Origin of the sequence: Sutcliffiella rhizosphaerae, assembly GCF_917563925.1 — a bacterium.
In the GTDB taxonomy this organism is placed as follows: Bacteria; Bacillota; Bacilli; order Bacillales; family Bacillaceae_I; genus Sutcliffiella_A; species Sutcliffiella_A rhizosphaerae.
Genome location: NZ_CAKJTJ010000016.1, coordinates 1 through 24,068 on the forward strand (window position 1 = coordinate 1; position 24,068 = coordinate 24,068).

19 protein-coding genes and 1 pseudogene are annotated in these 24,068 nt (G+C 38.3%); 9 read left to right on the top strand and 11 right to left on the bottom strand.

All coding sequences use genetic code 11. The features are described 5' to 3' along the window. Nucleotides 1-137: 137 nt before the first annotated feature. Nucleotides 138-1,025, top strand: a pseudogene (locus tag LRP81_RS14060) (IS3 family transposase); the annotation flags it as partial. A 184-nt stretch (nt 1,026-1,209) separates the two neighbouring features. Here LRP81_RS14060 and LRP81_RS14065 read toward each other — a convergent pair. The 3 genes from LRP81_RS14065 to LRP81_RS14075 all read right to left on the bottom strand — a co-directional run bounded on the left by LRP81_RS14065 (nt 1,210) and on the right by LRP81_RS14075 (nt 5,563). Continuing rightward, the gene (locus LRP81_RS14065) at nt 1,210-2,736 is read right to left on the bottom strand and encodes a DEAD/DEAH box helicase (protein WP_317987075.1); all 1,527 of its coding nucleotides are present in this window, start codon (nt 2,734-2,736) and stop codon (nt 1,210-1,212) included. Nucleotides 2,737-2,945: 209 nt separating this feature from the next. Then, complete coding sequence (locus LRP81_RS14070) at nt 2,946-4,307, bottom strand: UDP-N-acetylmuramoyl-tripeptide--D-alanyl-D-alanine ligase (RefSeq protein ID WP_230502271.1); 1,362 nt, start codon at nt 4,305-4,307, stop codon at nt 2,946-2,948. Between the two features lie 185 nt (nt 4,308-4,492). Then, nucleotides 4,493-5,563 carry a D-alanine--D-alanine ligase gene (locus LRP81_RS14075; protein ID WP_230502141.1) on the bottom strand — a complete coding sequence of 357 codons (1,071 nt, stop codon included), beginning with the start codon at nt 5,561-5,563 and terminating at the stop codon, nt 4,493-4,495. Nucleotides 5,564-6,062: 499 nt separating this feature from the next. On the opposite strand from LRP81_RS14075, the gene LRP81_RS14080 reads away from it, so the two are divergent. Together LRP81_RS14080 and LRP81_RS14085 are read left to right on the top strand one after the other, a co-directional pair. Then, complete coding sequence (locus tag LRP81_RS14080; RefSeq protein WP_230502143.1) at nt 6,063-6,641, top strand: transposase; 579 nt, start codon at nt 6,063-6,065, stop codon at nt 6,639-6,641. Next, nucleotides 6,578-7,549 carry an IS3 family transposase gene (locus tag LRP81_RS14085; protein WP_230502273.1) on the top strand — a complete coding sequence of 324 codons (972 nt, stop codon included), beginning with the start codon at nt 6,578-6,580 and terminating at the stop codon, nt 7,547-7,549. Before LRP81_RS14080 ends, LRP81_RS14085 begins: the two co-directional genes overlap by 64 nt. A gap of 303 nt (nt 7,550-7,852) precedes the next feature. On the opposite strand, the gene LRP81_RS14090 is transcribed toward LRP81_RS14085, so the two are convergent. After that, nucleotides 7,853-10,030 (bottom strand): beta-propeller domain-containing protein, encoded by a 2,178-nt coding sequence (locus tag LRP81_RS14090; protein ID WP_230502145.1) that lies wholly within the window; start codon nt 10,028-10,030, stop codon nt 7,853-7,855. 223 nt (nt 10,031-10,253) lie between these two features. Here LRP81_RS14090 and LRP81_RS14095 point away from each other — a divergent pair, with 223 nt between their 5' ends. The 3 genes from LRP81_RS14095 (at nt 10,254) to LRP81_RS14105 (ending at nt 13,401) form a co-directional block, all read left to right on the top strand. Continuing rightward, nucleotides 10,254-11,963 (top strand): NHL repeat-containing protein, encoded by a 1,710-nt coding sequence (locus LRP81_RS14095; RefSeq protein ID WP_230502147.1) that lies wholly within the window; start codon nt 10,254-10,256, stop codon nt 11,961-11,963. Between the two features lie 168 nt (nt 11,964-12,131). Next, a complete protein-coding gene (locus LRP81_RS14100) occupies nt 12,132-12,659 on the top strand; it encodes an RNA polymerase sigma factor (protein ID WP_230502149.1) in 528 nt (175 codons plus the stop codon). After that, nucleotides 12,646-13,401 (top strand): hypothetical protein, encoded by a 756-nt coding sequence (locus LRP81_RS14105; protein ID WP_230502151.1) that lies wholly within the window; start codon nt 12,646-12,648, stop codon nt 13,399-13,401. The genes LRP81_RS14100 and LRP81_RS14105 overlap by 14 nt, the downstream gene beginning before the upstream one ends. Before the next feature lie 109 nt (nt 13,402-13,510). On the opposite strand, the gene LRP81_RS14110 is transcribed toward LRP81_RS14105, so the two are convergent. The 5 genes from LRP81_RS14110 to LRP81_RS14130 all read right to left on the bottom strand — a co-directional run bounded on the left by LRP81_RS14110 (nt 13,511) and on the right by LRP81_RS14130 (nt 18,049). Beyond that, on the bottom strand, nt 13,511-14,137 hold the full coding sequence (locus tag LRP81_RS14110) for an NAD(P)/FAD-dependent oxidoreductase (protein ID WP_230502153.1): 627 nt from the start codon (nt 14,135-14,137) through the stop codon (nt 13,511-13,513). A 13-nt stretch (nt 14,138-14,150) separates the two neighbouring features. Then, nucleotides 14,151-14,972 (bottom strand): hypothetical protein, encoded by an 822-nt coding sequence (locus LRP81_RS14115; protein WP_230502155.1) that lies wholly within the window; start codon nt 14,970-14,972, stop codon nt 14,151-14,153. Nucleotides 14,973-14,984: 12 nt separating this feature from the next. Continuing rightward, entirely contained in the window at nt 14,985-17,405 is a 2,421-nt protein-coding gene (locus LRP81_RS14120) for a heavy metal translocating P-type ATPase (RefSeq protein ID WP_230502157.1), read from the bottom strand. An 84-nt stretch (nt 17,406-17,489) separates the two neighbouring features. Then, complete coding sequence (gene copZ / locus LRP81_RS14125; protein WP_230502159.1) at nt 17,490-17,696, bottom strand: copper chaperone CopZ; 207 nt, start codon at nt 17,694-17,696, stop codon at nt 17,490-17,492. Nucleotides 17,697-17,710: 14 nt separating this feature from the next. Further along, entirely contained in the window at nt 17,711-18,049 is a 339-nt protein-coding gene (locus LRP81_RS14130; RefSeq protein ID WP_230502161.1) for a metal-sensitive transcriptional regulator, read from the bottom strand. A 363-nt stretch (nt 18,050-18,412) separates the two neighbouring features. Between LRP81_RS14130 and LRP81_RS14135 the strand changes: the two genes are divergently transcribed. Then, complete coding sequence (locus LRP81_RS14135) at nt 18,413-18,970, top strand: TVP38/TMEM64 family protein (RefSeq protein WP_230502163.1); 558 nt, start codon at nt 18,413-18,415, stop codon at nt 18,968-18,970. A 181-nt stretch (nt 18,971-19,151) separates the two neighbouring features. Beyond that, on the top strand, nt 19,152-20,249 hold the full coding sequence (locus LRP81_RS14140; RefSeq protein ID WP_230502164.1) for an MBL fold metallo-hydrolase: 1,098 nt from the start codon (nt 19,152-19,154) through the stop codon (nt 20,247-20,249). Between the two features lie 197 nt (nt 20,250-20,446). On the opposite strand, the gene helD is transcribed toward LRP81_RS14140, so the two are convergent. Together helD and LRP81_RS14150 are read right to left on the bottom strand one after the other, a co-directional pair. After that, nucleotides 20,447-22,750: an RNA polymerase recycling motor HelD gene (gene helD, locus LRP81_RS14145; protein ID WP_230502167.1), complete on the bottom strand. Its 2,304-nt coding sequence runs from the start codon at nt 22,748-22,750 to the stop codon at nt 20,447-20,449. 182 nt (nt 22,751-22,932) lie between these two features. Further along, nucleotides 22,933-23,262, bottom strand: coding sequence for a YciI family protein (locus LRP81_RS14150; protein ID WP_230502169.1), 330 nt, complete (start codon nt 23,260-23,262; stop codon nt 22,933-22,935). A gap of 210 nt (nt 23,263-23,472) precedes the next feature. Here LRP81_RS14150 and LRP81_RS14155 point away from each other — a divergent pair, with 210 nt between their 5' ends. After that, entirely contained in the window at nt 23,473-24,027 is a 555-nt protein-coding gene (locus tag LRP81_RS14155) for a hypothetical protein (protein ID WP_230502171.1), read from the top strand. Nucleotides 24,028-24,068: the final 41 nt, after the last annotated feature.

The window sequence follows — 24,068 nt, forward strand, 5'->3', positions numbered from 1 at the left end:
AAAAACCTTTCAGCGGAAGAGAAACTAAGAAAGGCAGAAGCTAGAATTAAGTATTTGGAGGCAGAAAATGATTTCTTAAAAAAGCTAGAAGTTCTCGAGAGGCAGGCGCTGAAGAAAAAACATTAAAGGCATCGGAGAAGTATCAACTTATTGAATTAACGATTAGGACACACCAGCTAAAGGGACAACTATCCACACTTTGCGAATTATGTAATGTCAGTAGAAGTGGTTATTATGGATGGCTTCAAGGGGAGGAGAGACGACAATTTCGTGAGGAGGCGGATGAATTAGAAGTAGAGCTTATTCGTTATATCTTTGAACAGCACCATAATAAGGTAGGAGCGCTGTCCATCAAAATGTTCTTAGAAAATGACTATTATGTCGTCATGAATCATAAAAAAATCAGAAGACTGATGCGTAAATTCAACCTTGTAACGAAGCTCCGAAGAGCAAATCCATATCGAAAAATGCTTAGAGCCACAAAAGAGCATCGTACTTGTGAAAACTTATTAAATCGAGAGTTTAATCAAGGAGAACCAGGAAAGGTATTATTAACGGATATTACGTATCTATATTATGGCAATGGGCAGAAGGCCTATCTCTCCTGTGTAAAAGATGGCGCTACCAAAGAGATCTTGGCCCATTACTTATCCACTTCACTTGAAATGAAAATTGTTTATCGAACCCTTCATAAGCTTCAAGAAACACTAAGATATTTCCACCCTGAAGCAATCCTCCACTCCGATCAGGGATTCCATTATACCCATCCCGTGTTTCAGGACAAGGTGAAGAGGTTAAAGTTAAAGCAATCTATGTCTAGACGAGGAAACTGCTGGGATAACGCACCAATGGAATCTTTCTTTGGGCTTTTTAAGGATTGGGTAGATCATAAAGCATGTGAAAAGTTAAGTGAATTGAAACAGCAAGTAGACTCGTTTGTAGAAGAATATAATAATAATCGTTACCAATGGGGATTAAAGAAAATGACCCCGGTTCAATACCGAGGTCATTTACTAGCCGCATAGGTCTTTTTTATAAACTGTCCATTATTTGGGGTACAGTTCAATTATTACGGGTATCTAATAAAGTTCGTAGAAGCAACAAGGTTTGCGAAAACAGCCTTCTCTAAAGATAAAATAAATGCAGCACGGAAAAAACTGTTCGTTTTTTCCGTGCTGCATTTTTATTTTCCTATTTAAGGAAAGTCTTTTATACGCGCTCTTTGTTAGAACGTTTGTAGCCTTGACGTTTGTTGTTGCTGTCTCTGAAATCTCTAGAACCAGAACGTCCGCCTTGTTTGCCACCGGAGCGTTTGTTCCAGTTACCTTTACCACTACCACCAGTGCCAGTGCCACGATTTCCACCACGATTTCGGTCACCACCGCCGCTACGATTTCCACCACGATCTCTTCTAGAGTGAAGTGGTGCTTCCTCTGTTAGACGGATAGGTGTTTCGTCTGGCTCTTTTGTGAACAATTTAAGTGCTGCAGATACTAGTGTTACTGCGTCATGCTCTTCTAATAATTGCTCAGCTGCATTGCGGTAGAAGCCAAGGTTTTGGGAATCAACTGCTTGCGTTAATTTCTCCATAGACATTTTTTGTTGACCTTCTAATGCCTCATCAAGAGTTGGAGCTTTCATACGATCCATTTTACGCTTCGTTACACGTTCTACATGGTGTAAGTAGCTGATTTCACGTGGGTTAACGAAAGTAATCGCTAAACCGCTTTTTCCAGCACGACCTGTACGACCGATACGGTGAACATAGCTTTCTGGATCTTGTGGGATATCAAAGTTGTACACATGTGTTACACCAGAAATATCAAGTCCACGAGCAGCAACGTCTGTTGCAACTAACACATCAATAGATCCTTCTTTAAATTTACGAAGGACACTCATACGTTTTGCTTGAGAAAGGTCACCATGGATACCTTCTGCAGAATATCCGCGTACGTTCAATGCGTCAGATAGCTCATCTACACGACGTTTCGTACGACCAAATACAATCGCAAGTTCTGGAGACTGAATATCTAATAGACGTGTTAACACATCGAATTTTTTCTTTTCTGGAACTTCCACATAGTACTGTTGAATGTTAGAAACTGTTACTTCCTTCGTTTTTACCTTTACGCTCACAGGCTCGCTCATGAAACGCTCCGCAATCGCACGGATTGGGGCTGGCATTGTAGCAGAGAAAAGTAATGTTTGTCTTTGTTCAGGAACTTCTGCAAGGATCTTTTCGATATCCTCAATGAATCCCATGTTTAACATTTCATCTGCTTCATCAAGAACAACTGTATTTACACCTTGTAGTCGAATCGTTTTTCTGTTGATATGGTCAAGCACACGACCAGGCGTACCAACAACGATGTGTGGGTTCTTTTTCAAAGAACGGATTTGTCTTGTGATATCTTGACCACCAAAAACAGATAATACGCGTGCACGTTTATGATAAGAAGCTTTATAAAGCTCTTCTGCAACCTGAATAGCAAGTTCACGTGTTGGTGCAATAACAATCCCTTGGATGGCATCGTTTTTTACATCCACATTTTCAAGTAATGGTAAACCGAACGCAATTGTTTTTCCTGTTCCTGTTTGCGCTTGGCCAATTACATCTTTACCTTCTAGTGCTACTGGAATGGTCTCAGATTGGATTGGGGTAGCCTCTTCAAACCCCATTCTGTTGATTGACTGCATTATGTCTTCTGATAAACCTAAATCTTTAAATAACGCCAAATTATTCCTACTCCTTTATCTATACAAATTAAATAATTAGGCATACGTCAAGCGTTGCCTAATCTCTTTAGTAGACAGTATTAAACACATTAACTGTTATCATACCACTTCTATCTTTAAATAGCAATAAAGCATATTGCCAACTTATAGGAGGTTACGCTTACATATGAAATTTATTTTTCCATAATAGGAAATTCGAAATAGAGAAATTATTTTATTCCTTCCATTACTTCTTCTAGCCTCATTCCGCGTGATCCTTTTACGATAATTACATCATTGGTTCCCAATATTGGGAGTAATTCATCCACTAGCTCCTGCTTATTAGCGAATTCTTTGATAGCAGAAGGATTCATTACTTCCCTTGCTCCATTGGCAATTTCCGCACCAAGTTCGCCAAAAGTAAATACATAGTCAATATTTTTCCCCTGAATATATTTTCCTATTTCATAGTGGAAGGTTCGTTCCATATCCCCAAGTTCTAACATATCTCCTAGTACTGCTATTTTTTTTTGATATCCATCTAAACTTGCCAACAAGTCCAAGGCTGCTCTCATGGAAGTTGGACTAGCATTATAGGCATCATTAATAACTGTCCAGCCACCTCTAGTTTCTACCACTTCATTTCTCATCCCTGTTATGGTGAGCTGATGCAGGCCTTTTTTCCTGTTTTCTTCTGTAACTCCAAAAAGTTCGCCAACAACAACAGAAGCTAAAGCATTAGTGACATTATGTGCGCCAAGAACTGGAATAAAGTACTCCGAATCACCTAATGTAAAATACGTTCCTTTTCCTTTTAAAAGAATGTCTGTTGCTTGATAATTATTTTGTCCACCTAAGCCAAATTTGATGATGTTATCAGATTGATTTACTCTCTTTGTCAGTAAAGGTTCATCACCATTAATAATCAGCTTGCCATTTTGAGTCAATCCTGCTGCAATTTCAAGCTTTGCCTCTGCAATTCCTTCTCTTGAGCCTAGGTCTTGCATATGTGACTCCCCAATATTTGTAATAATGGCTGCATCCGGCTTAGCAATATGGGACAGAAGTTCTATTTCTCCTCTGCCGCTCATCCCCATCTCCAGGACCGCTACTTCCGTATCTTCTTTCATGGAAAGGATAGTAAGTGGAAGACCGATCTGATTATTGTAATTCCCCGCCGTTTTATGTACGCGAAAAGTCGTCTCCAACACTGCCGTTACCATGTCTTTTGTCGTCGTTTTTCCATTGCTTCCTGTAATTCCGACTACCTTCATTCCGATTTGATCGCGATAGGAGCTTGCAAGCTGCTGTAACGCTTCAATGGTATCCTCAACGAAAATTAGATTTAAATCTGCTGGAGGTTCTCCTTGATCCTTTTGCCAAAGCGAAGCCACTGCTCCATTTTTCTCAATAGCATCCCTTACAAAAGCATGCCCATTAAAGTTCTCCCCAATAATCGGAATATACAATTTTCCACTCATATCTTCTCGGGTATCACGTGACACCCCTTCTATCATAATGGAATGATATTCTGCAGGTATTTCCTCGCCTTTTGCCATTAGCTGAACATCTTTTAACGACCTTTTTATCAAATCATTCACCTACTCTATTTATTATTCATCAAGGTACTTTTCTATAGATTGTTGCTAGTAATCGGTAAAAAGTTGACTCTAATAAAGTTCGTAAAAAGTTTACGAAAATTTCCTCTATCACAGAGAAGGGGCTGCCGTCACGTGAAACGGACTCTTCTCGTGATGGTCCAACCCCTGTCAAAGCATTAAAATGTATGTTTGATTTTTTGCTTTTCTTCGTGCCGTTCTTTCGCATAGCCTACAAGCTTTTCAATCAATTCTGGATAGGATACATCGGTATGCTGCCATAATAACGGGAACATGCTATATGGTGTAAATCCAGGCATGGTGTTGACTTCATTAATATACAATTCCCCTTCTTTTGTTAAAAAGAAGTCCGCTCGTACAAGCCCTGCCCCATCAATGGACTTGAATGCAGTAATAGCCATTTCTTTTACTTTTGCATAGGTTTCGCCATCAATCTCTGCAGGAATGATCATGGCAGTATCTCCATCTTCATATTTCGCTTTATAATCATAAAATTCAGTCTTTGGTGCAATTTCCCCAACAACAGAGCATTCCGGTTCGTCATTACCAAGTACTCCAATTTCAATTTCACGAGCACCATCTAGCCCTTGTTCCACAATAATTTTCCGGTCATATTCGAAGGCTTCACGGAAAGAATTCGCAAGCTCTTCTCTATTCTTAGCCTTGCTTATACCAACGCTGGAACCAAGATTAGCAGGCTTTACAAAGCATGGGTAGCCAAGGTCTTCTTCCACTTTTACATAAGTTGCTTCCGCAGCCTTCTCCCATTCTGAGCGCAAGAAATGCACATACCCTACTTGAGGAAGACCTGCCTGCGCAAAAAGGTTTTTCATAATTACTTTATCCATACCTGCTGATGAAGCTAATACTCCATTTCCCACATATGGAAGATTCAATAATTCCAACATTCCCTGAACCGTACCATCTTCCCCATTTGGTCCATGCAGTAAAGGAAAGATTACCGGTGATGCCTCTGCTACATCTTCACCAGATGATAATGCAAGTGGAGCAATGGTTTCCCCACCATCTTCTAACTTCAGTTGATGTACGCTTTCCGCTGGTCCATTAAGAAGGCCCCCGCGTCTCCATTCACCTGTATCTGTAATATATAATGGATACACTTCATATTTATCCATGTCTAGCGCTTTTGTTACTGCAAGCGCAGTTTGCAATGATACTTGATGCTCGGCAGATTTCCCACCATATAATATGTGTAATTTTGTCTTCATTTATGGCTCCCCCTAACAAGAGATTGATCTATTTTTTTAAGTAATAATTTTTCTTCAATTATTCTATTATAGCACCTACAAGTAAGAATTCGAAACTGCTACTCCTATTTAAGTAGGTTGAATTCTGAAAATATTTGTTTAGCTGGGCTTTCTATAGATATATGAATGTGATTCCACTATCGTGTATAAGACAAACCTAAAACTCAGGGGAAATTTCGACAGCATTCTTTCCTAGGAAATAAAAGGTGTCGGTTTTTGCTGGTGGGGTGACATACAATTCGATTGATATCCCACAGCGGATTGGCACCAACTTTGGGCTTTTTCGCACGAATTATCCCCCATTTGGCACGAACTCGAGGGAGTTTCACACCAACTCCTGCGATTTCCGCTTCCATTCACATATGAGGGTGACCATTTCCTTGGTTACGTAACTGCTATTTGGCCCCACTCCATTTACCAATGAAAAATAGGTAATTTGATCTTTTTACTAGGGGAGGAGTTGCTACTTTTAGGAGAATTTGGACAGCGAATTCCGCTCGTATTTATTGTTGCTGGTTTCGGATTAAATAATGGTGATTCTGAATTAATTATGACCCATTCCGGATTTATTATTGGGTATGTTGGATTTAATATCTGGCATTTCGGATTTATTCCTCATCAAAGCCAACATATAATGCGATCCCCCACCGCATTTGAAAGTAGTATAAAAAATGGACACAGGGATTGGCGTCATGATTTAATCATAACTATCTATAAAAAGGACGTGTTAAACATGACAAAAAAGAAAAGCTACTCCCCAGAGTTTAGGGAATATGTGGTGAAACAAATCGTATTGGATGGGCATAAGATCGTTGACGTTAGTCAGAAACTAGATATCCCCTATGATACCTTACAAAAGTGGGTATATCACTTTCGGAAAAAACAAAAAGAAGCTGCTCAACAAGCTCAAAATCAATTATTAACGGCCACTGAATATAAGGAAATGTATGAAGCTGAAAAGAGAGATAAGCTTGAATTACAGGAAGAAATAGATATCTTAAAAAAGGCCATGCACATCTTCACGCAAGAAAAGAAGTAGTTTTTGAGTTTATTCATTCCCACCGGAAAGAACATACCGTGGTGAGGATGTGCAGAGTCTTTGGTGTGTCTACATCTGGTTATTATTTATACGTGAAGCGTTTGGACCGTGAGGAAACAGAAAGAGAACGATGGAGAAAACACATAGATGAACGTATACTCTATCATTTTGCAGATAACCTTGAAGCATATGGAAGTGTGAGAATCCATCGTATGTTAGTGCAAAAAGATAAAATAATGGTGTCTTCTAAAACGGTGGCCAATCGCATGAGAGCATTAGGTTTGTTTGCCACGCCGCCTAAAATTTATACCGTCACAACAGATTCCAATCATACAAATCGTACGTATAACAATAAGTTGAATCGTCAGTTTAACCCAGACGCCCCAAATAAGGTTTGGGTGACAGATATCACCTATATCCCTACACATGAAGGCTTTTTATATGTAAACCCAATCCTGGACTTGTTCGGCAGGAAGGTTATTAGTTATGCCATGGATGACAAAATGGACCGTTCCCTGCCTCTTCGAGCTTTGAGAGAAGCAATAAAACTGCGTCAACCGAAAGAAGGTTGGATACACCATTCGGATAAAGGTGCTCAGTACTGTTCCCATGACTATATGGACGAACTTAAAGACGCAAAAGCAAAAATTAGTATGAGTAGGAAGGGCACTCCCTATGACAATGCCTGTGCTGAGTCATTTTTTGCATCATTGAAAAAGGAATATCTGAATAAATTTATCTTTAAAACAAAGGCAGAGGCAATGGGGGCTGTTCAACTCTACGTTGAGTTTTACAATAGGAAGAGAATCCATTCTACCTTAGAGTACGCCACTCCTAATGAGTACGAAATGGCGTATTATAAGGCACAACGCGAACACGCCAATCCTACTCCATTGACCTCTGCTTAGAGGAACCATTCGGTTTTTAATTGTTCCTTTAAACAGAGGCATCCAAGCGAAGTGGACACGTAGCGCGGAAGAAAAAAATACGCCAATCCAGTACAGATTAATGTCTATTTTATTGACAGAAGTCCACATTAAACCCGGTTTGGCACCAACTTTGGGCATTTCCGCACGAACTATCTCTCATTTCGCACGAACTCGAGGGAGTTTCGCACCAACTCCTGCGATTTCCGCACCAATTCACATATCGAGGGTGCCTTTGGGAGCACTCCATCAAAAATAGGGCTGCCATAAAGACAGCCCCATCCCTTACCATGTGATTTTTGTCGCCTTAATATTTTTTGGTGTGACCGTATATAAATGATCTTTAATGTACAGGATTCGTTGCACTGTCTTTTCCCAGTCTTCATACAGTGTTTTTTCATTTTGGTGGGTAATTTGTTTATTTAGTGTAAAACCTTTGTCTAGGTCAATTCCATATACCATGGCACCTTCAAATGCTAGACGGTAGCTTCCATCTTTACTATTTTCGTCATATACCGTTATGGGGAAAGCAAAAATATCTTTTTCCTTATTGAATAAAAGGGCTTTATGATCATAGTTTAATGGAGAGTATGTTGATCTCCCTCCAATAATCTCTGTGTGCTTCTCAAGTGGATTTGTTGGATCACTAACATCGAAAAGGGATATTTTCACTCCATTTGTCACGACTCGTGTACCCCATTGATCCTTTTCTAATAAAGTATCGTAACCGAAGCCAATCAAGTGATTTTCATCATAAGGGTGTAGGTAGTTACTGAATCCTGGTATTTTCAATTCACCAAGGACTTTAGGTTCGTTTGGGTTACTTAAATCAAAAACAAAGAGAGGGTCGACTTCTTTAAATGTAACGACATATGCTTTTTCCCCCATAAAGCGGACAGAGTAAATACGTTCTCCCCTTGCCAAATCATCGACGCTGCTCACTACATTTAACCCACTATCCAAAATATATAGATGGTTACTTGATGGTGAGTTCTCATCCCATGTTTGCCCTTTGGTGGCAGCTACTCTGAAGTGGCCATTGTATTCGTCCATCGAAAATTGATTCAACAGATATCCTGGGATGGATCCATTAGCAGCAAATTCTACATTTGTACCGTCAACAGCAAACTTATAAAGCTCTGTACTTTCATTGTTCATCCAATTCGGGCCATAAGCATAGTTCGGAACCGCAACATACAGATTCTCCTTAGACATATAAATCTGATGACCACTACCAAGGTAAGTGAGAATGGATGCATCCCTATCTGTATGGTTCAAATCAATGGAAGCAATCAACATAAAATTATCTTCTGTGGATTCTGGGAAGTAAGTGATGCGATCGTAAGGTACAGGTTCCATGCTACTTTCTTCTTCACCATTTGCATCAGACACCCGTGGACGTAAATCTGCTTCTGGATGCTCATCCAATATCCAATAGTTCGCATATTGGTTTGTTAAAAAATAAACATACTGATCAATTTTTCTACTTGATACATAGCTGCCTTCCAATGTAACGGTTTTTTCTACTATTGGATTTTTTGCATCCGCTATATTATAGACAATGGCACGTGTGGAATCATACATTGGCATGATCATCATTGACTCCGCCCCACGCTTTGGCTCATGGTGGATCTTTTCATCCCAATGATTTCCGATTACGATTAGTTGATCACCATCTAAGAACAACTGCATCGGATAAAAGTCTCGATAGGAAAGTTCTGTCAAGACGGACATTTCTCCTGCCGGCTCCGCTTTCGTAATCTTTAATTTTTGATCAGTTGCCTGATAGATGTATGTCCCGTCTGTCTTCACAATATCCGCTTCATCTACTCCCTCTACTTGGACATTCGTCTCTGAGTGGTCGTCCCCACTAGAAGAATCTTTACTTTCTTGCATTGTACTATTTTCAGAAGTGCCAGAATCGTCTGAGCTGGTTTGAGATTCATTTCTTCCAAATTCAAAAAACGATTTACTTTTTTTCATTTCTTCCTTCATTTGCTTCAGCTTATCACTAAAGAGTTGAGTAAATTCGTCTTTGGATGCAAACGTAGGCAATGACTCCTTGACGGTAAATGCGATTGATTTCTGATTTCCTAGTGTTTGTCCGTCGATGGATTCAATCTCTCCCAGAATATGAAGCTCAAACGGACCAAGTTCTTGATTATAGCCTTGTTCTGGCGGGAGAACTGTCACTGTATTATCCGAAATCAATAGTTCCACTCCTACTACATCACCATTTTTATCTGTTATAAAAATGGATTGTTCATTTATGCTTTCCTTCTGGAAGTTCTCTGAAAAGGTTAGCAACCAACTTTTATTGATCATTACTGACTGAGTAGTTTCGAAGCTCCTTGCTCCCCCGGTAGTGTTGACCGCAAATGGCTCTTTAGCCTTATAAAGAAAACCAAATATTATTGCCAATCCAGCTATTATTAAAAAGAAAACGATTGCCCTTTTTCTCATGAAAAATGCCCCCTTTTTTTGTTAGACGAGGGTTGTGTAAAAAAGTTACAATCTAGGAAATGATTTGTTTTTCCTAGATTATTTCGGTAAATTCTCCAAATATAATAGTTATATTCCAATATAAGTAATAAATTACAATATATATCCAATTACCCATTGGTTAGTATTACAATACTTGGTATTATTTAGTTAGATGTGGCCGCGTCTAATAATTATGTAAAGGATGGTAAAAATGAAAAAACTCTTTTTATTTTTATTTGTAGTAGCTTTGACTCTTTCATCCTTGTTTTTCACAGAACCAAGTGCAAGTCTAGCAATAAATGAAGATACTACTATCAAAATCCAAAGCAATGAATCTATTAAACCACTTTTTGCTATTCCTTATGGAGAGGAGAAGGAAAATATTGGTATTAAAGAAAGAGGTAGTGAAGGAGATACTAGCAATGGTGTTAGTAGTTTTTTTGTTAAAGATGGAATCTTTTACATCCTAGACAACGTCCACAAGAAAATAATTGTGTATGGAAATGGTGTGGAGTCAATTATTCCACTAAATGAAAACACATGGTTAGAAGACCTCTATGTAGATAAGAAAAACAATATTTATGTCTTAGACTTTCTTAACAGGGAAGTAATTCAACATAATTCAAATGGTGACTTCGTAAAAAGTTATAAAGTGCCAAGTACGCTGGAAGTACCTACTGGTGTAACTGTTAATGACAAAGGGGAAATCATAGTTGATCAAGCTCAAGAGATCACTGCAAATCTAAGCAAACAAGAAATTTCATATACTTCAAGAGAAATAAATACAAAAGGTATTATATTATCAGAAAAAAAAGTAAATGAATCAAGGGGTCTTATTTCTATTAATGAAGGAAATAAAATCACAGATATACAAGTGCCTTTTGAAGAATCCTTTGGAGGAATTACTGTCAACAGTATCGGGGAAAAAGAAGTAATTTATACTAAAACTGAAGTAGCTTCTAATATTCCTTTAATTATGGCAGAATCACATGTTCATTTAGTTACTAAATATGGGTATGAATTAGGTGCTGTTAGAATCCCTTTAGAAAAAATGTACTATGCTCCTAGACACCTTATAAGAGTTGATAATAATAAAATATATTTATTGTCACCCGAAAAGACAGAGCTCGTTATATACGAATTAACACCAGGAAAGAATTACAAGACGACCTTATCAAATAGAATTTCCGAATTTATTAAAAACCATCCTCAAGAAGTTGATCAAATGAAAAAAAATATACTTAATTTTGATGAAAGAATAGATATCTCAGGCAACACAGGAACAAATGGGTATCTTCACAGAGCTGACGCACTAAGTAGAGCAAACCAAATGATAAATCATTCATGGACAACTAAGTCTGGAAATTTAACAACTACTTCAGGATCTACATTACCGAGTTACTTAAGGAATATTTCTAACGGAACAACTGTAACAGGATTACCTTATAAATGGGGCGGTTCTGATGGATTAGATTATGGTACTACTGCCGAAAAAAGAGGTACATTTTCTTCTTACCAATCTAATGGTAGTCCAACTGGAGATGTAAATACAAATCATTCTTCTGTGTCTTCTATTACAGGAGTGGATTGCTCTGGGTTCGCTCAATTAGCTTGGTTTAGAATTGATAAGAAATATGCAACTTCTACCATGTCTCAAATAACATCATCTATCAACAAAGCCAATTTAAAATATATGGATGCATTAAATCATTCTGGATACCATATTGTACTCTATAATGGAGAAGGAAGTGGTGGCGTTAATACAAAAGAAGCAACTGTAGACGGAAAAGGGGCAGCCCAAACTTATAGTAGAACATGGGCATGGCTTGAAACGACTAACAAATTTGTTCCAGTCCGTTACAATAGAATTGTTGACGATGGTGGTGCACTCCCATTACCTTACAATAACTAATTGTAATATTAGGTCAAGTAAGTATTAGTAAACACATGATAGCTCGATAATCCATGAAGGATTAAGAGACTATCGTGTGTTTATTTAAATTTTGTAATTTTTGAAACAAAACATACTTTCAAACGACTTATATATACACTTCAAAAATTATTTAAGGAGGCTTCTTATGTGAATATTGACCCTAATGAATTAGAAAAATTGGTTGAATTATATTATAAAGACGTTTATCAATTTGCCTTATATTATTCAAATAGTAAGGAGGCAGCAGAGGAAATAACACAGGAAACTTTTATTAAATCTTACCGGAATATTAATCAATTAAAGAATAAAAGTAAATATAAAACTTGGCTCTTTTCCATAGCTAAGAACACTGCCATTGATTATATACGTAAAGATAGATACTTTCATAACTTAAAGAATTTAATTGTTATCAATGAGAAAAGAAAAAGTAATTCCTTTGGAAAAAGTTTTTCAAGTGATTTAGAGCTATGGGAAATCCTTCAGGCAGGGATATTATCTCTAAAACCCTATTATAGGACACTAGTCATTCTAAAGGGCCTCAAGGAGCTATCTATAAAGGAAATCTCTGAGATATTAGCATGTAAAGAATCAAAAGTACGTGTGGATTACCATCGAGCTTTAAAACAAATAAAGAAGAACCTTGAGGAAAGGGGATATTTTTATGAAGAAGCATGAAAAGAATAACAATAATGTTGATGAGGAGTTTTTATCTCCCTTACAAAAGAGACCTGGTTTAGAACCGGGTAGTAACCGCTTAGAAGAAACAAAAAGAAAAATATTTCTAGAATCAAACAGAAAACAAAAATCTTTTTCAACAATCAAGGTAATAGTACCGACCGTTTTAACCATTTTATTATTTTCTTTTTTATGTTACTCCTTTATCAATGATTATAGAAATATGACTGAGGCCCCAAATCAAGAAAATTCACTACCAGCTATTCAAGAGAGTGATGACCAAAGAGGGGTTGTTACTCAACAAGAAAGTGATAGCGTAGAAGAATTTATCTCCAAAACCAAAATTGAAGCAACTGAACTTTTAAAACAAGAGGATTTCAAGAGAATACATGAAGAACTCCAAGGAATGTTTGAATACTCATATAGTACGGATGTATTTATCGTATATTTAAATGCGCTAAAAACAGGTAATTTAGAAAAGGCAAAAAAATTTGCTTTCTTATCAAATTCTAGTTTAGCGGACAAAAAATTAGAGGCGTTATCCATGATTTATAAGAGTATAAATTTCTCCACTGTAAGTGTATCAAACGTTACTTTAAGCCGGGGAGAACCTAGCGCAGAAATAATATTAAGCTATGAAGTTCTAACCTATGATGACAAAAATAATAATAGGATTCGTTCCATTATCCTTAACTATAATGACGATGCGGAGTTTGTCACGATTTACGAACCAGAAATCTAAACAAAAGAAACGACCAGATATGGTAAAAACCCAAATAATTAGCTAAGATCGCCATTTATTTGGGTTTATCTCATTCTTTAATCATAGCACTAAGGATCCAAGTCGACTATCAAGCCTCTAATCTCCCTTTCAACGCCTCAAAGCCATATCTGTTTACGAACTTTGCAAACTGTTCCCGCTTTTTTCCCTCTGCAGCATAAATATCTATTAGCCTATCTATTGTTTTATACAATTTTTCTTCTGACAAACCACCAGCTATCAATCTTCCTGTCCTAGCATCCAAGCCTTTTGCTTTGCCGCCAACATATAAGTCAAAATGTGCTTCACCTTGTTTGATTATCCCGATGTCATTAACAAGCGGCTCCCCACAGGCAACCGGACAGCCCGTATAGGCAGGTTTTAAAGTAAAGGGGACTGGTCGCCCTGCAATTCGACGGTTGATTTCTTTTGCGACTGGCATTCCTTCTTCCAGTTCTCCTTTACAGAAATTACAGGTGCGAAGGCTTTTCACAAAATTCCCTACTGGATAACAGTGCAGCCCCACTTTATCGAACTCATCTTTCACTTCATTTATATTGCTTTGGGGAATATCTACGTAAAGCTGCTGAAACGTGGTAACCTCTAACTCATTGTCTTCTGTTAGATAGCGGGCAAGCGTCAGAAGCTGTTGGCTGTTTAATTTTGCTCCAAAGCCTATACCTGCATTGACTGCCAGCTTTACCATTTTTTCTCCCATTCCATCCGCTCCTTTATTCCGTAATTTCCAACACATAAGGAAAAGCGTACACTTCTCCGTTCAGCTTAAATTCTGCCCAAAGCTTATACATACCTGGCTTACTAAAATGCGCTTCAAATACAGGAGCTTCTCCAGCGCGTGGATGAACATGAATGAATTCTTCCAATGTCTCATTTACTACTACCACATGTCCTAAAGCACCGAGATATGGTTCTGGCTCTGCGCCTTCTATATTAAATGAGAGCACCACGTTATCTTTTACCGAAAAATTGTCTACTTCAAGTGTTACAGAATATCCATTTTGTTCTTTAGTCCATTCTGTATCTGGATGCAGGTGGGCATGAGCATCTCCATGAGTACCATGATCCCCTACCATAAGAGGGTGAGGTTTAATCATATAGGGAAGCTCGCTTGGCTTTATATCCACAAAAGCTTGGTACATCCCTTCTTCCAAATTAGCATCCACGTTAAATACACCCGGATCTATTTTTTCAGGATGAAGATGTCTGAATATCTCCAAATCTTCACTGATTAATATTAAGTGCACTAATTTTTCATGATTAACTTCTAAGTCATCCATTGGATTACCTTGATTGTCTATCAGCTTCACTGTCAATGTCTCTCCCGAAATCTCCACATCTGCTGTGACCTCACTATCACTTTCGTTATCATGTGCATCCCCATGACTGTGATCTTCACCCTTTTCAATTGACTCATGCTCTCCATGACCCACTTCGTTATAAGCAGAATCCTCCGCTACAAAATAAGAATAAGCCGTGTAACCCCCGATAACGATTAGCAAATAAACAAGAGCAGAACCGATCCATTTTTTCATCTAGATCCCACCTTAAAGTTTAACTTTTTGAAGTCTTAATGCGTTTAACACGACAGAAACGGAACTGAAGGCCATTGCTGCTCCTGCAACCCATGGTGCTAAAAAGCCAATTGCTGCTACTGGGATACCCATAGAATTATAGGCAAAAGCCCAGAACAGGTTTTGCTTAATATTTTTTATTGTTTTTTTACTCATCATGATGGCGTCTGCAATGCTGTTCAGGTCACCACGCATAAGCGTAATATCTGCTGCTTCCATTGCGACATCTGTCCCTGTACCGATAGCCATGCCAATATCTGCAGTCACAAGTGCCGGAGCATCATTAATTCCGTCTCCAACCATCGCAACTTTCTTTCCTTCTTTTTGAAGCTTGGCAATCTCTTCTGCTTTTTGCTCTGGCAACACTTCTGCTATGACGTGTTCAATATCCGCCTGACCTGCAATTGCTTTTGCTGTTCGTTCATTGTCTCCAGTCATCATCAAGACTTCAAGATCCATCTCTTTTAATCGTGTGATGGCAGATTTTGATGTTTCCTTTATCGTATCTGCTACAGCGATAATCCCTTTGTAAGACCCATCAATCGCAATTAGCATAGCCGTTTTCCCGCTCTCTTCAAGGGCTTGAATACGCTCTTCGGCAAAGTCAACCTTAATGTTATTTCTCTTCATCAGCTTGCGAGTTCCGATGATAACACTACTCTCCTCAACAGTAGCTTCCACACCGTAACCAGGAATTGCTTCGAAAGATGTCGCATCTCCAAAGGCTATTCCTCTTTCTTTTAGTCCTGTTACGACTGCCTCAGCTAAAGGGTGTTCGGATTGTTTCTCAGCCGCTCCAACTAAGGATAGAACCTTTCTTTCATCTATCTCCTCTACTAGTAGCACATCCGTTAAAACAGGTTCTCCATTTGTGACTGTCCCTGTTTTATCCAACACAACGGTAGTAATTCGGTGAGTCTGTTCCAGGTGTTCCCCGCCTTTAAAAAGTATTCCAAGTTCAGCTGCTCTTCCAGAACCAGCCATGATGGAGGTTGGTGTTGCAAGTCCTAGTGCACAAGGACAAGCAATAACTAAGACAGCAATCAAATTAACAAGTGCTTGTGCAAAATTACCTGGATCGACTATAAAATACCAAACAAGAAATGTAACAATTGCAATTCCAACTACAATCGGTACAAATATTCCAGAGATTTTGTCCGCAAGACGTTGAATAGGGGCTTTTGAACCTTGTGCTTGTTCGACAATGCGAATAATTTGAGCCAATGCTGTTTCTCTTCCGACCTTTGTCGCTTTTATTTTTAAGAAACCGTTTTTGTTTATAGTGGAGCCATATACCGAGTCACTAGCTTTTTTATCAACAGGTATACTTTCTCCTGTAAGCATGGACTCATCCACAGCAGACTGCCCTTCTATGATTTCACCATCCACCGGAACTTTTTCACCTGGTTTTACTGAGATGATATCTCCTACAAGTACTTCTTCCAGTGGTACTTCTATTTCTTGACTATCTCTTATGACAAGTGCTGTTTTTGCCTGCAAGCCCATCAGTTTCTTGATGGCTTCAGAAGAACGCCCTTTCGCTCTTACTTCAAATAGCTTTCCTAAAATAATCAGAGTGATAATAACAGCACTTGTTTCAAAATATAGATCCACCATATGTGCATTAGATCCAATGGATTCGATGGACAAATATACGCTATAGACGTATGCCGCAGTTGTACCAAGGGCAACCAAAACATCCATATTGGCACTCTTATTCTTCAGTGCTTTATAGGCACCGGAATAAAATTGCCACCCGATAAAAAATTGAACTGGTGTCGCTAATGCCATTTGTACCCAAGGGTTCATGAGCATATCCGGTAAGTAGATAAAGGAGGTAAAAGAAAAATGGCTGACCATTGCCCATAATAGTGGAAGTGTTAAAATAAGCGAAAAGAAAAATTTCCCTTGCTGCTTCTCCAGCTCCTTCTGGCGGAATGTTTCTGCTTTTTCACTTTTCTCTACTTTTTCTGTAGCACCATAGCCCGCTTTCTCGATCCGGGTAATGATATCTCTCGGTTGTAGCTTAGATGGATTGTACTCCACTGTTCCGCTTTCCAATGCAAGATTTACAGTTGCATGATGGACACCATCCATTTTGCTTAGTACCTTTTCGATTCTGCTAGAACAAGCTGCACACGTCATTCCGGTAATCAGAAATTCTGCCTTCTCTTTTACCACTCCATATCCGAGATCCTCCACCTTCTTTTCAATTTCTTTTTCAGTAATTTGATCCGGATGGTATGTGACAGATGCATGTTCAAGAGCTAAATTAACAGTTGCGTTTTCTACTCCAGAAAGCTTATTTAGTCCACGTTCCACTCTAGTTGAACATGCTGCACATGTCATTCCGGTTATCTGCAGATGTGCTTCCTTTCGTTTATGCTCGCTCATGTCTTCCCCTCCAAAATACCCACTGGGGGTATATTGATTTTCGAATAAAACGTGCTTTTCCATTAAGGAAGCACGTTAGTTGATTCACACTATTTCATAACCCTCTTCATCGATGGTTTTTTTTACCTTTTCCAGCGATACTTGCTCACTTTTATATTCAATCGCCACTGTACCAGCAGCAAGGTCTACTTTTACGGTTTCTACTCCATTTAGTTCACCTACGCTTCCTTCGATTGCTTTTACACAATGTCCACAAGACATACCATTTACTTTTAATGTTACTGCTTCCATACTGGACCTCTCCTTTATTTCATTAATTTTTTCACTGTAATTAGCAGCTCATCTAGCACTTCTGTATCGCCTTCTTGTATTCTCTCCACCACACATGACTTCATGTGCCCTTCTAAGAGAAGCTTCCCTAAGCCGTTTAAAGCAGATTGAATTGCTGCAATTTGTGTTAATACATCATCACAATAAGTGTCATTCTCGACTAGACGCTTGACCCCTCTAACCTGTCCTTCAATTCTATTTAAGCGGGATACTAAGGCCTTTTTCACCTCTTGTGAATGGTGACTTTTACGTTCCGTGCTATCATTATGGCAAGATGCTTCATTATTTAATGGTTCTATCGGAAGGTTTTCCATAGTTAATGACCTCCTGTTCCTGTATAATATAACATACCCCCTAAGGGTATGTAAAGGGATTGATTTTGATATAATGGTTGGTGGTGGAATTCACATTTAAGGGATTTGTCTGAATTATTGCTGGATTTGTCCGAATACCACTGTGGTTTGTCCGTATTATTTGATGATCTGTACGAAAAATACGGACGTTTGTCCAAATGGAGTTGAGTAGATAAGCTTTCTTCTTTAAAATCGGAGAATTAACCACATATGTTGTCCGTATTAATCATAAGAATGTCCGTATTCCAATTTATTCTGTCCGAATCAAAAGAAAAGTCACGAAAAGTAGTCATTTTTCTATTCAAAAAACAAGAGGTATAACAAATGTGGAGAGATTATGTACTCGATTTATTTTCAATGTCAGGACCATTTGCTGTCCTCATAAGTATTTTAATCAATACAATCATCAGTATTTTGGCAATTGTACCAAGCGTCTTTATTACCGCGGCCAACCTTACTTTCTTTGGGTTTTGGCTCGGGACCCTTATATCATTTTTAGGTGAAAGTATTGGTGCCATCGTCAGTTTTTGGCTTTATCGAAAAGGCATAAAAAGGTTTGCTCCAGATGCCCTACTGCAACATAAATGGATGGTAAAGCTGCAACAGACTGCGGGAAAGGAAGCATTTTTGCTCGTACTAGCTTTGCGTTTGTTCCCATTCGCTCCATCAGGACTTGTTACATTAGCTGGTGCAACAAGCAAAATGGGCTGGGTCTCTTTTGCAATAGCAAGTACAATCGGGAAAATACCTGCCTTATTAATAGAGGCATTTTCAGTTTATCAAGTATTGCAGTGGAATACAGCTGGTAAAGTGATATTAGTAGCAGTATCTGTTGTCCTAGTACTCGGAGTTTGGAGAAAATGGGTCAAAAAAGATAGCTAGCTATGTCTTCTTCTAAATGAAATTCTCATATAAAGAGAATATGAATGTAGATTTTTTTTGCTGACAAAGGTACATTTTACATAGCGGCTTGATATTGATGAGAATGCATGTTCATGGTTACGTTAACAATGAAAAAGAAAGTCTAAAGATTGAAAGAATAGAAGGAGGATAGCAAAAAATCATGATTTATTTCTCCATATTTTTAGTTGTTTTATGTGTAATAATTATATTATTTATTAACTTCCATCCTGTATTTGGCGGGAACCCAAGTAAAGAACAAAAAGAAATATACCTTACTTTCGATAATTATAGTAATGGTAAATTTGTTAATCTTGTCCCTACAAAGATGAACATGAGTATCACTAATCTATTCTCCATGCTTAAGGAATCTAGTTTAGGTAAGGAAGAGCGTACGCCTTCTCGTAAAGTTCCTGTGTCCGTAATTGATTGGAACGCAATAAAAAGTGAAGAAGATACGTTAACTTGGTTTGGACATTCTGCTTTTTTACTTAGTATTGATAATAAAAAGATTCTAGTAGATCCCATGCTAGGTAAAGTTGCATCACCGGTTTCTTTTGTAGGAAGTAAACGCTACAGTGAAAATATGTTGCGAATAATTGATGATATGCCACCGATAGATGCCGTCTTTATTACACATGACCATTATGACCACTTAGATTATCCATCAATAAAAAAACTAAAAAATAAGGTCGGTCATTTCTTCGTCCCTCATGGTGTAGGTGCCCACTTGAGTCGATGGGGAGTTGCAAAAGAAAAAATAACCGAATTCTCTTGGTGGGATGAAACCGAGTTTGAAGGTTTAACCATAGCATTCACTCCATCTAAGCATTTTTCTGGAAGGGGAGTGTTTAATGGGAATTCAAGCCTTTGGGGTGGTTGGGTTATTATCGGAAAACAGACACGTTTCTACACTAGCGGAGACGGTGGTTATGACGTACATTTTAAAGAAATCGGAAGAAGATACGGACCTTTTGATATCACTTTAATGGAAGGTGGTCAATATGATAAACGCTGGTCTTGGGTTCATATGACACCAGAAGAAGCGGTACAAGCCCATTTAGATGTAAATGGGAAAAATATGATGTTAATTCATTGGGGGGCTTTCACCCTAGCATACCATGGGTGGACAGACCCAGTAGAACGGGCATTAATCAAGTCTGCAGAAGTAAATGTGAATCAAATCACTCCTAACCTTGGAGAAACGGTCACACTAACTGGAGATTTATCCAATCCAAAATCCCATTGGTGGAAAACTTAGAATTATGAAATGCTCTGAACATTTTTTGAATTGATACATCAACGTTGGTGTGGGACTGATGGAGTAGCTAGGACCCCATTTTTAAAAATAACGCGAAAAAAGGTCTTCATGAAGCCAATGAAGACCTTTTTCAAATAAATCAACTAAACTGATCTTCATAAAAGAACCTAGGATTTAAGGTATCCCCAAAATCCCTGTCACTCTCCCAATTTTCCTTCTGCCACATGCTCGAGTAGAAAATCATTTTTATCGTTTCCATAAAAACTCAAATGGTGAAGGGGTCTTGTCATGGCCACATATAAAAGCTTGAGGTCTATCTCTACTTCTGTGAACACTTCCTCCATTGCGCACAATAAGACCGCATCAAATTCTAAGCCTTTCGCTAATTGAGCATGAACAATTACAACATCTTTCTGATTGATTTCTTCATTTTCACCGAGTAGCTGAACTTTTACGTCTGAATGTTTACGGAGAAGTTTCTCAAGCTTCTGACATTCCTTTTCTGTTTTGCCGATAATGGCAATGGTTTTCCGACCATCCTGATACAGGTCGTTAATTTCACTTGTCAGCAATGCTGCTTTATCCCCATCTGCAGATGGCCAGTTATGATATACCGGCTTACTTCCATGTCTTACAACTGGTTCTACGCTTGGAAGTTCAAATGGGAGAAGCTTCAAAATGTCATTGGCAATTTCCATTATTTCTACTGTCGTTCGATAACTTTTCTGCAACGTCGTATAAGAGGCACGGGGGAAAATTTCCTGAATGACTTTATTCCAGTCCTGGATTCCCCGGTATGAATGGATTCCTTGGGCTAGGTCTCCTACAATGGTAAACATATCTGTTTCGAGAGCACTTTTCAAAGCAGCAAGCTGGAAATAGCTATAATCCTGTGCTTCATCTATGACCACATTCTTGGCACGAAGATCTTTATCGACGCCGTATAAATGATGTTGCAAGTATAACAACGCTGCCAAGTCTTCCAGTTCATACTGCTTTTGGCGATGTAATTTCAATTGATAGTCAACAAAATATTTAATCTGGTAGTCATCGAGATAGTCACTTGCATATTTGGCAAACAATTCCCGATTCGTGACGAGCTCTTTAAAATAGTGGAACAGTGTATGCTTAGGAATCTTTCGGATAAATGCATTTACCGCAGTTCTGGACTCCCTTGTGATTTCATTGGTCATCTCATCTTTTTTATCCATTGCTTTTGTCACATAACTTTTTCTTTTAGCTGGATCAAGTTTCGAATTGAACAATGCCTTGTCGAGCTTTTGGTCGTAAAATTTCGCGACCTTTTCAAGGAGCACTTTCTTTTCTGTTCGCACGTAATTTTTCAAGACACCCTTCACCTTTTCTACTCTTCGATAATACGGGAGGTAGGTATATTCATTGCGAATGAGATTCTCCATTTTATCGGCTGTATAAAGCTTAAATTTAGGAGTTAGATAGAAATCCTCTTTTGGGATAAGTGTGTGAAGTATATCTAAAAGATAACTGTCTATAATGCGCTTAAATTCTAGCGACCCCTTAAAGCCTGACAGCCACTGAACCATTTCTGGATCTTCATATGTATGGTTAATAAAGCCCATTAGCTTTTCCGAAGGTGGCCTCAGCTTCACTTTTTTTCCGATACAGCTCTGTACAAAATCAATAAAAGTGGATTGAAGAATCCTATCTACACCAAGCTCTGGTAATACTTCTGAAATATAATCAATGAATAAGTTGTTTGGGGCTAATATCATCATCTGTTCCGGTCTGAATCGATCCTGATACGTATAAATAAAATAGGAAATTCGGTGAAGGGCAATGGTGGTTTTCCCGCTTCCAGCAGCCCCCTGTACGATAATCGGTTTATTGAGATCGGCACGGATGATTCGGTTCTGTTCCTCTTGTATCGTGGAAACAATATCTGTCAGACGATTGCCCGAGCTACCTGCAAGGGATTCCTGCAAAAGTTCATCTGTAGTGGTGAGATCAATATCTCGAATGTCTGCCAGTTCACCATCTTCCATAATAAATTGGCGTTTTAGGGAGAGAAATCCGTCATAAATTTCGCCTTCTGCTTCGTATTCCACTTCACCTAGCCTACCATCGTAATAAAGGTTTGCAATCGGAGAACGCCAATCTACAATGATTGGGTCTTGGGTTTCTCTATCAAACAAGGAAGCTTTGCCAAAATAGAGAATTTCCTCTGAATCTTTTCCTTTTCGCTTGTAATCCACTCTTGCAAAATAAGGCTTGTGATAAATTTTCTTGAGGCTGCGGATTTCTTCATTCGTTCTTTGTAGGAGATTAGCATTTGTTAGCATGCTCATGTAGCTGAAACTACTATCTTTAAAATCCATGCCTTCTAATGCTTCTTTAAAACTTGACTTAAAGGACTCTTCATCCAATTCTGTTGCTTGGATGACAATATCCATATACTTTTTGGTGAAAATGAGCCGCTCTACTTCCTGATCAAACTCAGGATGTTTTTGCTTCGGTTCTCCCAAACTCTTCACACTCCTCTAAATTTTTTGGAGACGCAAAAAACCATGAATCGGAACAACTTCCATTCATGGTGAATCCTTGGGTTATGTTTTCAAAGTACAATGCAACGTTTTTCTGTTCTTTTTTGCCGGGAAGCTAATTATAAACGCTTTCAAAATAATTTGCAATTTTCTTTCAGATTCTTTTATTTCATTCCTCCTACTTCAAAGGCATCATTGAACAATGCCAGTCTATAACTAGATAACTCCCCTGTCATAAGGTCCTTCGAGATGGCAGGATCGTTATTCATAAACCTTTCTGCTTCTGCTTCATTTTTAGCAAGAAAAATAACAATTCCAAAGCCTGTTTCATCTGTTTGGTCCGTTCTTCCTGCCAGTATGACAATCCCAGCATCCACATTTCGTTGTAAATAAGAAAAATGAAGGGATACAATATTCTTTTCCTCAACCGTCCAACATTCAGGTTCATACAATCTTTCTGGTAAACGCAGTACATATATATAAGTTTGCTTCAAGGCTATCCACTTCCTCTCCTCTCGGTACCTTATATTTCTACAACTTTCGCGAAAATCCTTTATAAAAATCATAACCAAAATAGTGTATAATATTGGTAGTTAAAAGATTTATAATTTTCAAATAAGAGAAGCTTATGTTTCATAAGACTTTAGTCACAGAAGTTAATTTCAACAACTTTTACTTATTTTTCAAAAAAGGAGTGCCCGACAATGAATAATGCTGAAAAAAAGCATATATATTTGATGTATGCCATCGGAACTTTGGTACTTTTACCACTATTTATTTTTGTAGGTCCGTTTATGATTCAAGGTATCCTTCTTGATGACAGAACTACCTGGCTAATACAGCATTCTAATGATTCTTATTGGTTATATGCAGCAGCTGGTCTATTTCTTGCCATATTTTTTATACTGACATTCTTGTATGTCAAATATGCAAAATGGTTTGTTCCCATAGGAATTATAAGTTTCCTTGTTTTTCTTGCCCTAGGTACTTTTAGCTATAAGGCACTAGGGAGTGAGTCGATTTCTTGGACGGAGACAGGTTCATTTAAAGCTAACCATTATACATGGGAAGACGTGACAGAGGTAGTACTAGTACTAGAAAGGAACGAGAAAAACCCAAAAATAGTCTTTTATTTTGAAGATGGGAAAGATTTAACAGTAATTCGGGATAGTGGATTCATATCACAACTATACCAGTTGAATAATGTCATTAAGGAGTACGATATACCTTATATTGTGGATCGAACCAATCAATTCTAGATATATAGATCTGTTTTGGAAAATGAAAAAGGAGCCTCCTC

What these genes read in the sequence shown, in the direction of transcription:
- LRP81_RS14095 (WP_230502147.1), top strand. Translation starts at nt 10,254, where the DNA reads ATGGTAAAAATGAAAAAACTCTTTTTATTTTTATTTGTAGTAGCTTTG.
- LRP81_RS14075 (WP_230502141.1), bottom strand. Translation starts at nt 5,563, where the DNA reads ATGAAGACAAAATTACACATATTATATGGTGGGAAATCTGCCGAGCAT.
- LRP81_RS14105 (WP_230502151.1), top strand. Translation starts at nt 12,646, where the DNA reads ATGAAGAAGCATGAAAAGAATAACAATAATGTTGATGAGGAGTTTTTA.
- LRP81_RS14090 (WP_230502145.1), bottom strand. Translation starts at nt 10,030, where the DNA reads ATGAGAAAAAGGGCAATCGTTTTCTTTTTAATAATAGCTGGATTGGCA.
- LRP81_RS14120 (WP_230502157.1), bottom strand. Translation starts at nt 17,405, where the DNA reads ATGAGCGAGCATAAACGAAAGGAAGCACATCTGCAGATAACCGGAATG.
- LRP81_RS14115 (WP_230502155.1), bottom strand. Translation starts at nt 14,972, where the DNA reads ATGAAAAAATGGATCGGTTCTGCTCTTGTTTATTTGCTAATCGTTATC.
- LRP81_RS14110 (WP_230502153.1), bottom strand. Translation starts at nt 14,137, where the DNA reads ATGGGAGAAAAAATGGTAAAGCTGGCAGTCAATGCAGGTATAGGCTTT.
- LRP81_RS14155 (WP_230502171.1), top strand. Translation starts at nt 23,473, where the DNA reads ATGAATAATGCTGAAAAAAAGCATATATATTTGATGTATGCCATCGGA.
- copZ (WP_230502159.1), bottom strand. Translation starts at nt 17,696, where the DNA reads ATGGAAGCAGTAACATTAAAAGTAAATGGTATGTCTTGTGGACATTGT.
- LRP81_RS14140 (WP_230502164.1), top strand. Translation starts at nt 19,152, where the DNA reads ATGATTTATTTCTCCATATTTTTAGTTGTTTTATGTGTAATAATTATA.
- LRP81_RS14130 (WP_230502161.1), bottom strand. Translation starts at nt 18,049, where the DNA reads ATGGAAAACCTTCCGATAGAACCATTAAATAATGAAGCATCTTGCCAT.
- LRP81_RS14135 (WP_230502163.1), top strand. Translation starts at nt 18,413, where the DNA reads ATGTGGAGAGATTATGTACTCGATTTATTTTCAATGTCAGGACCATTT.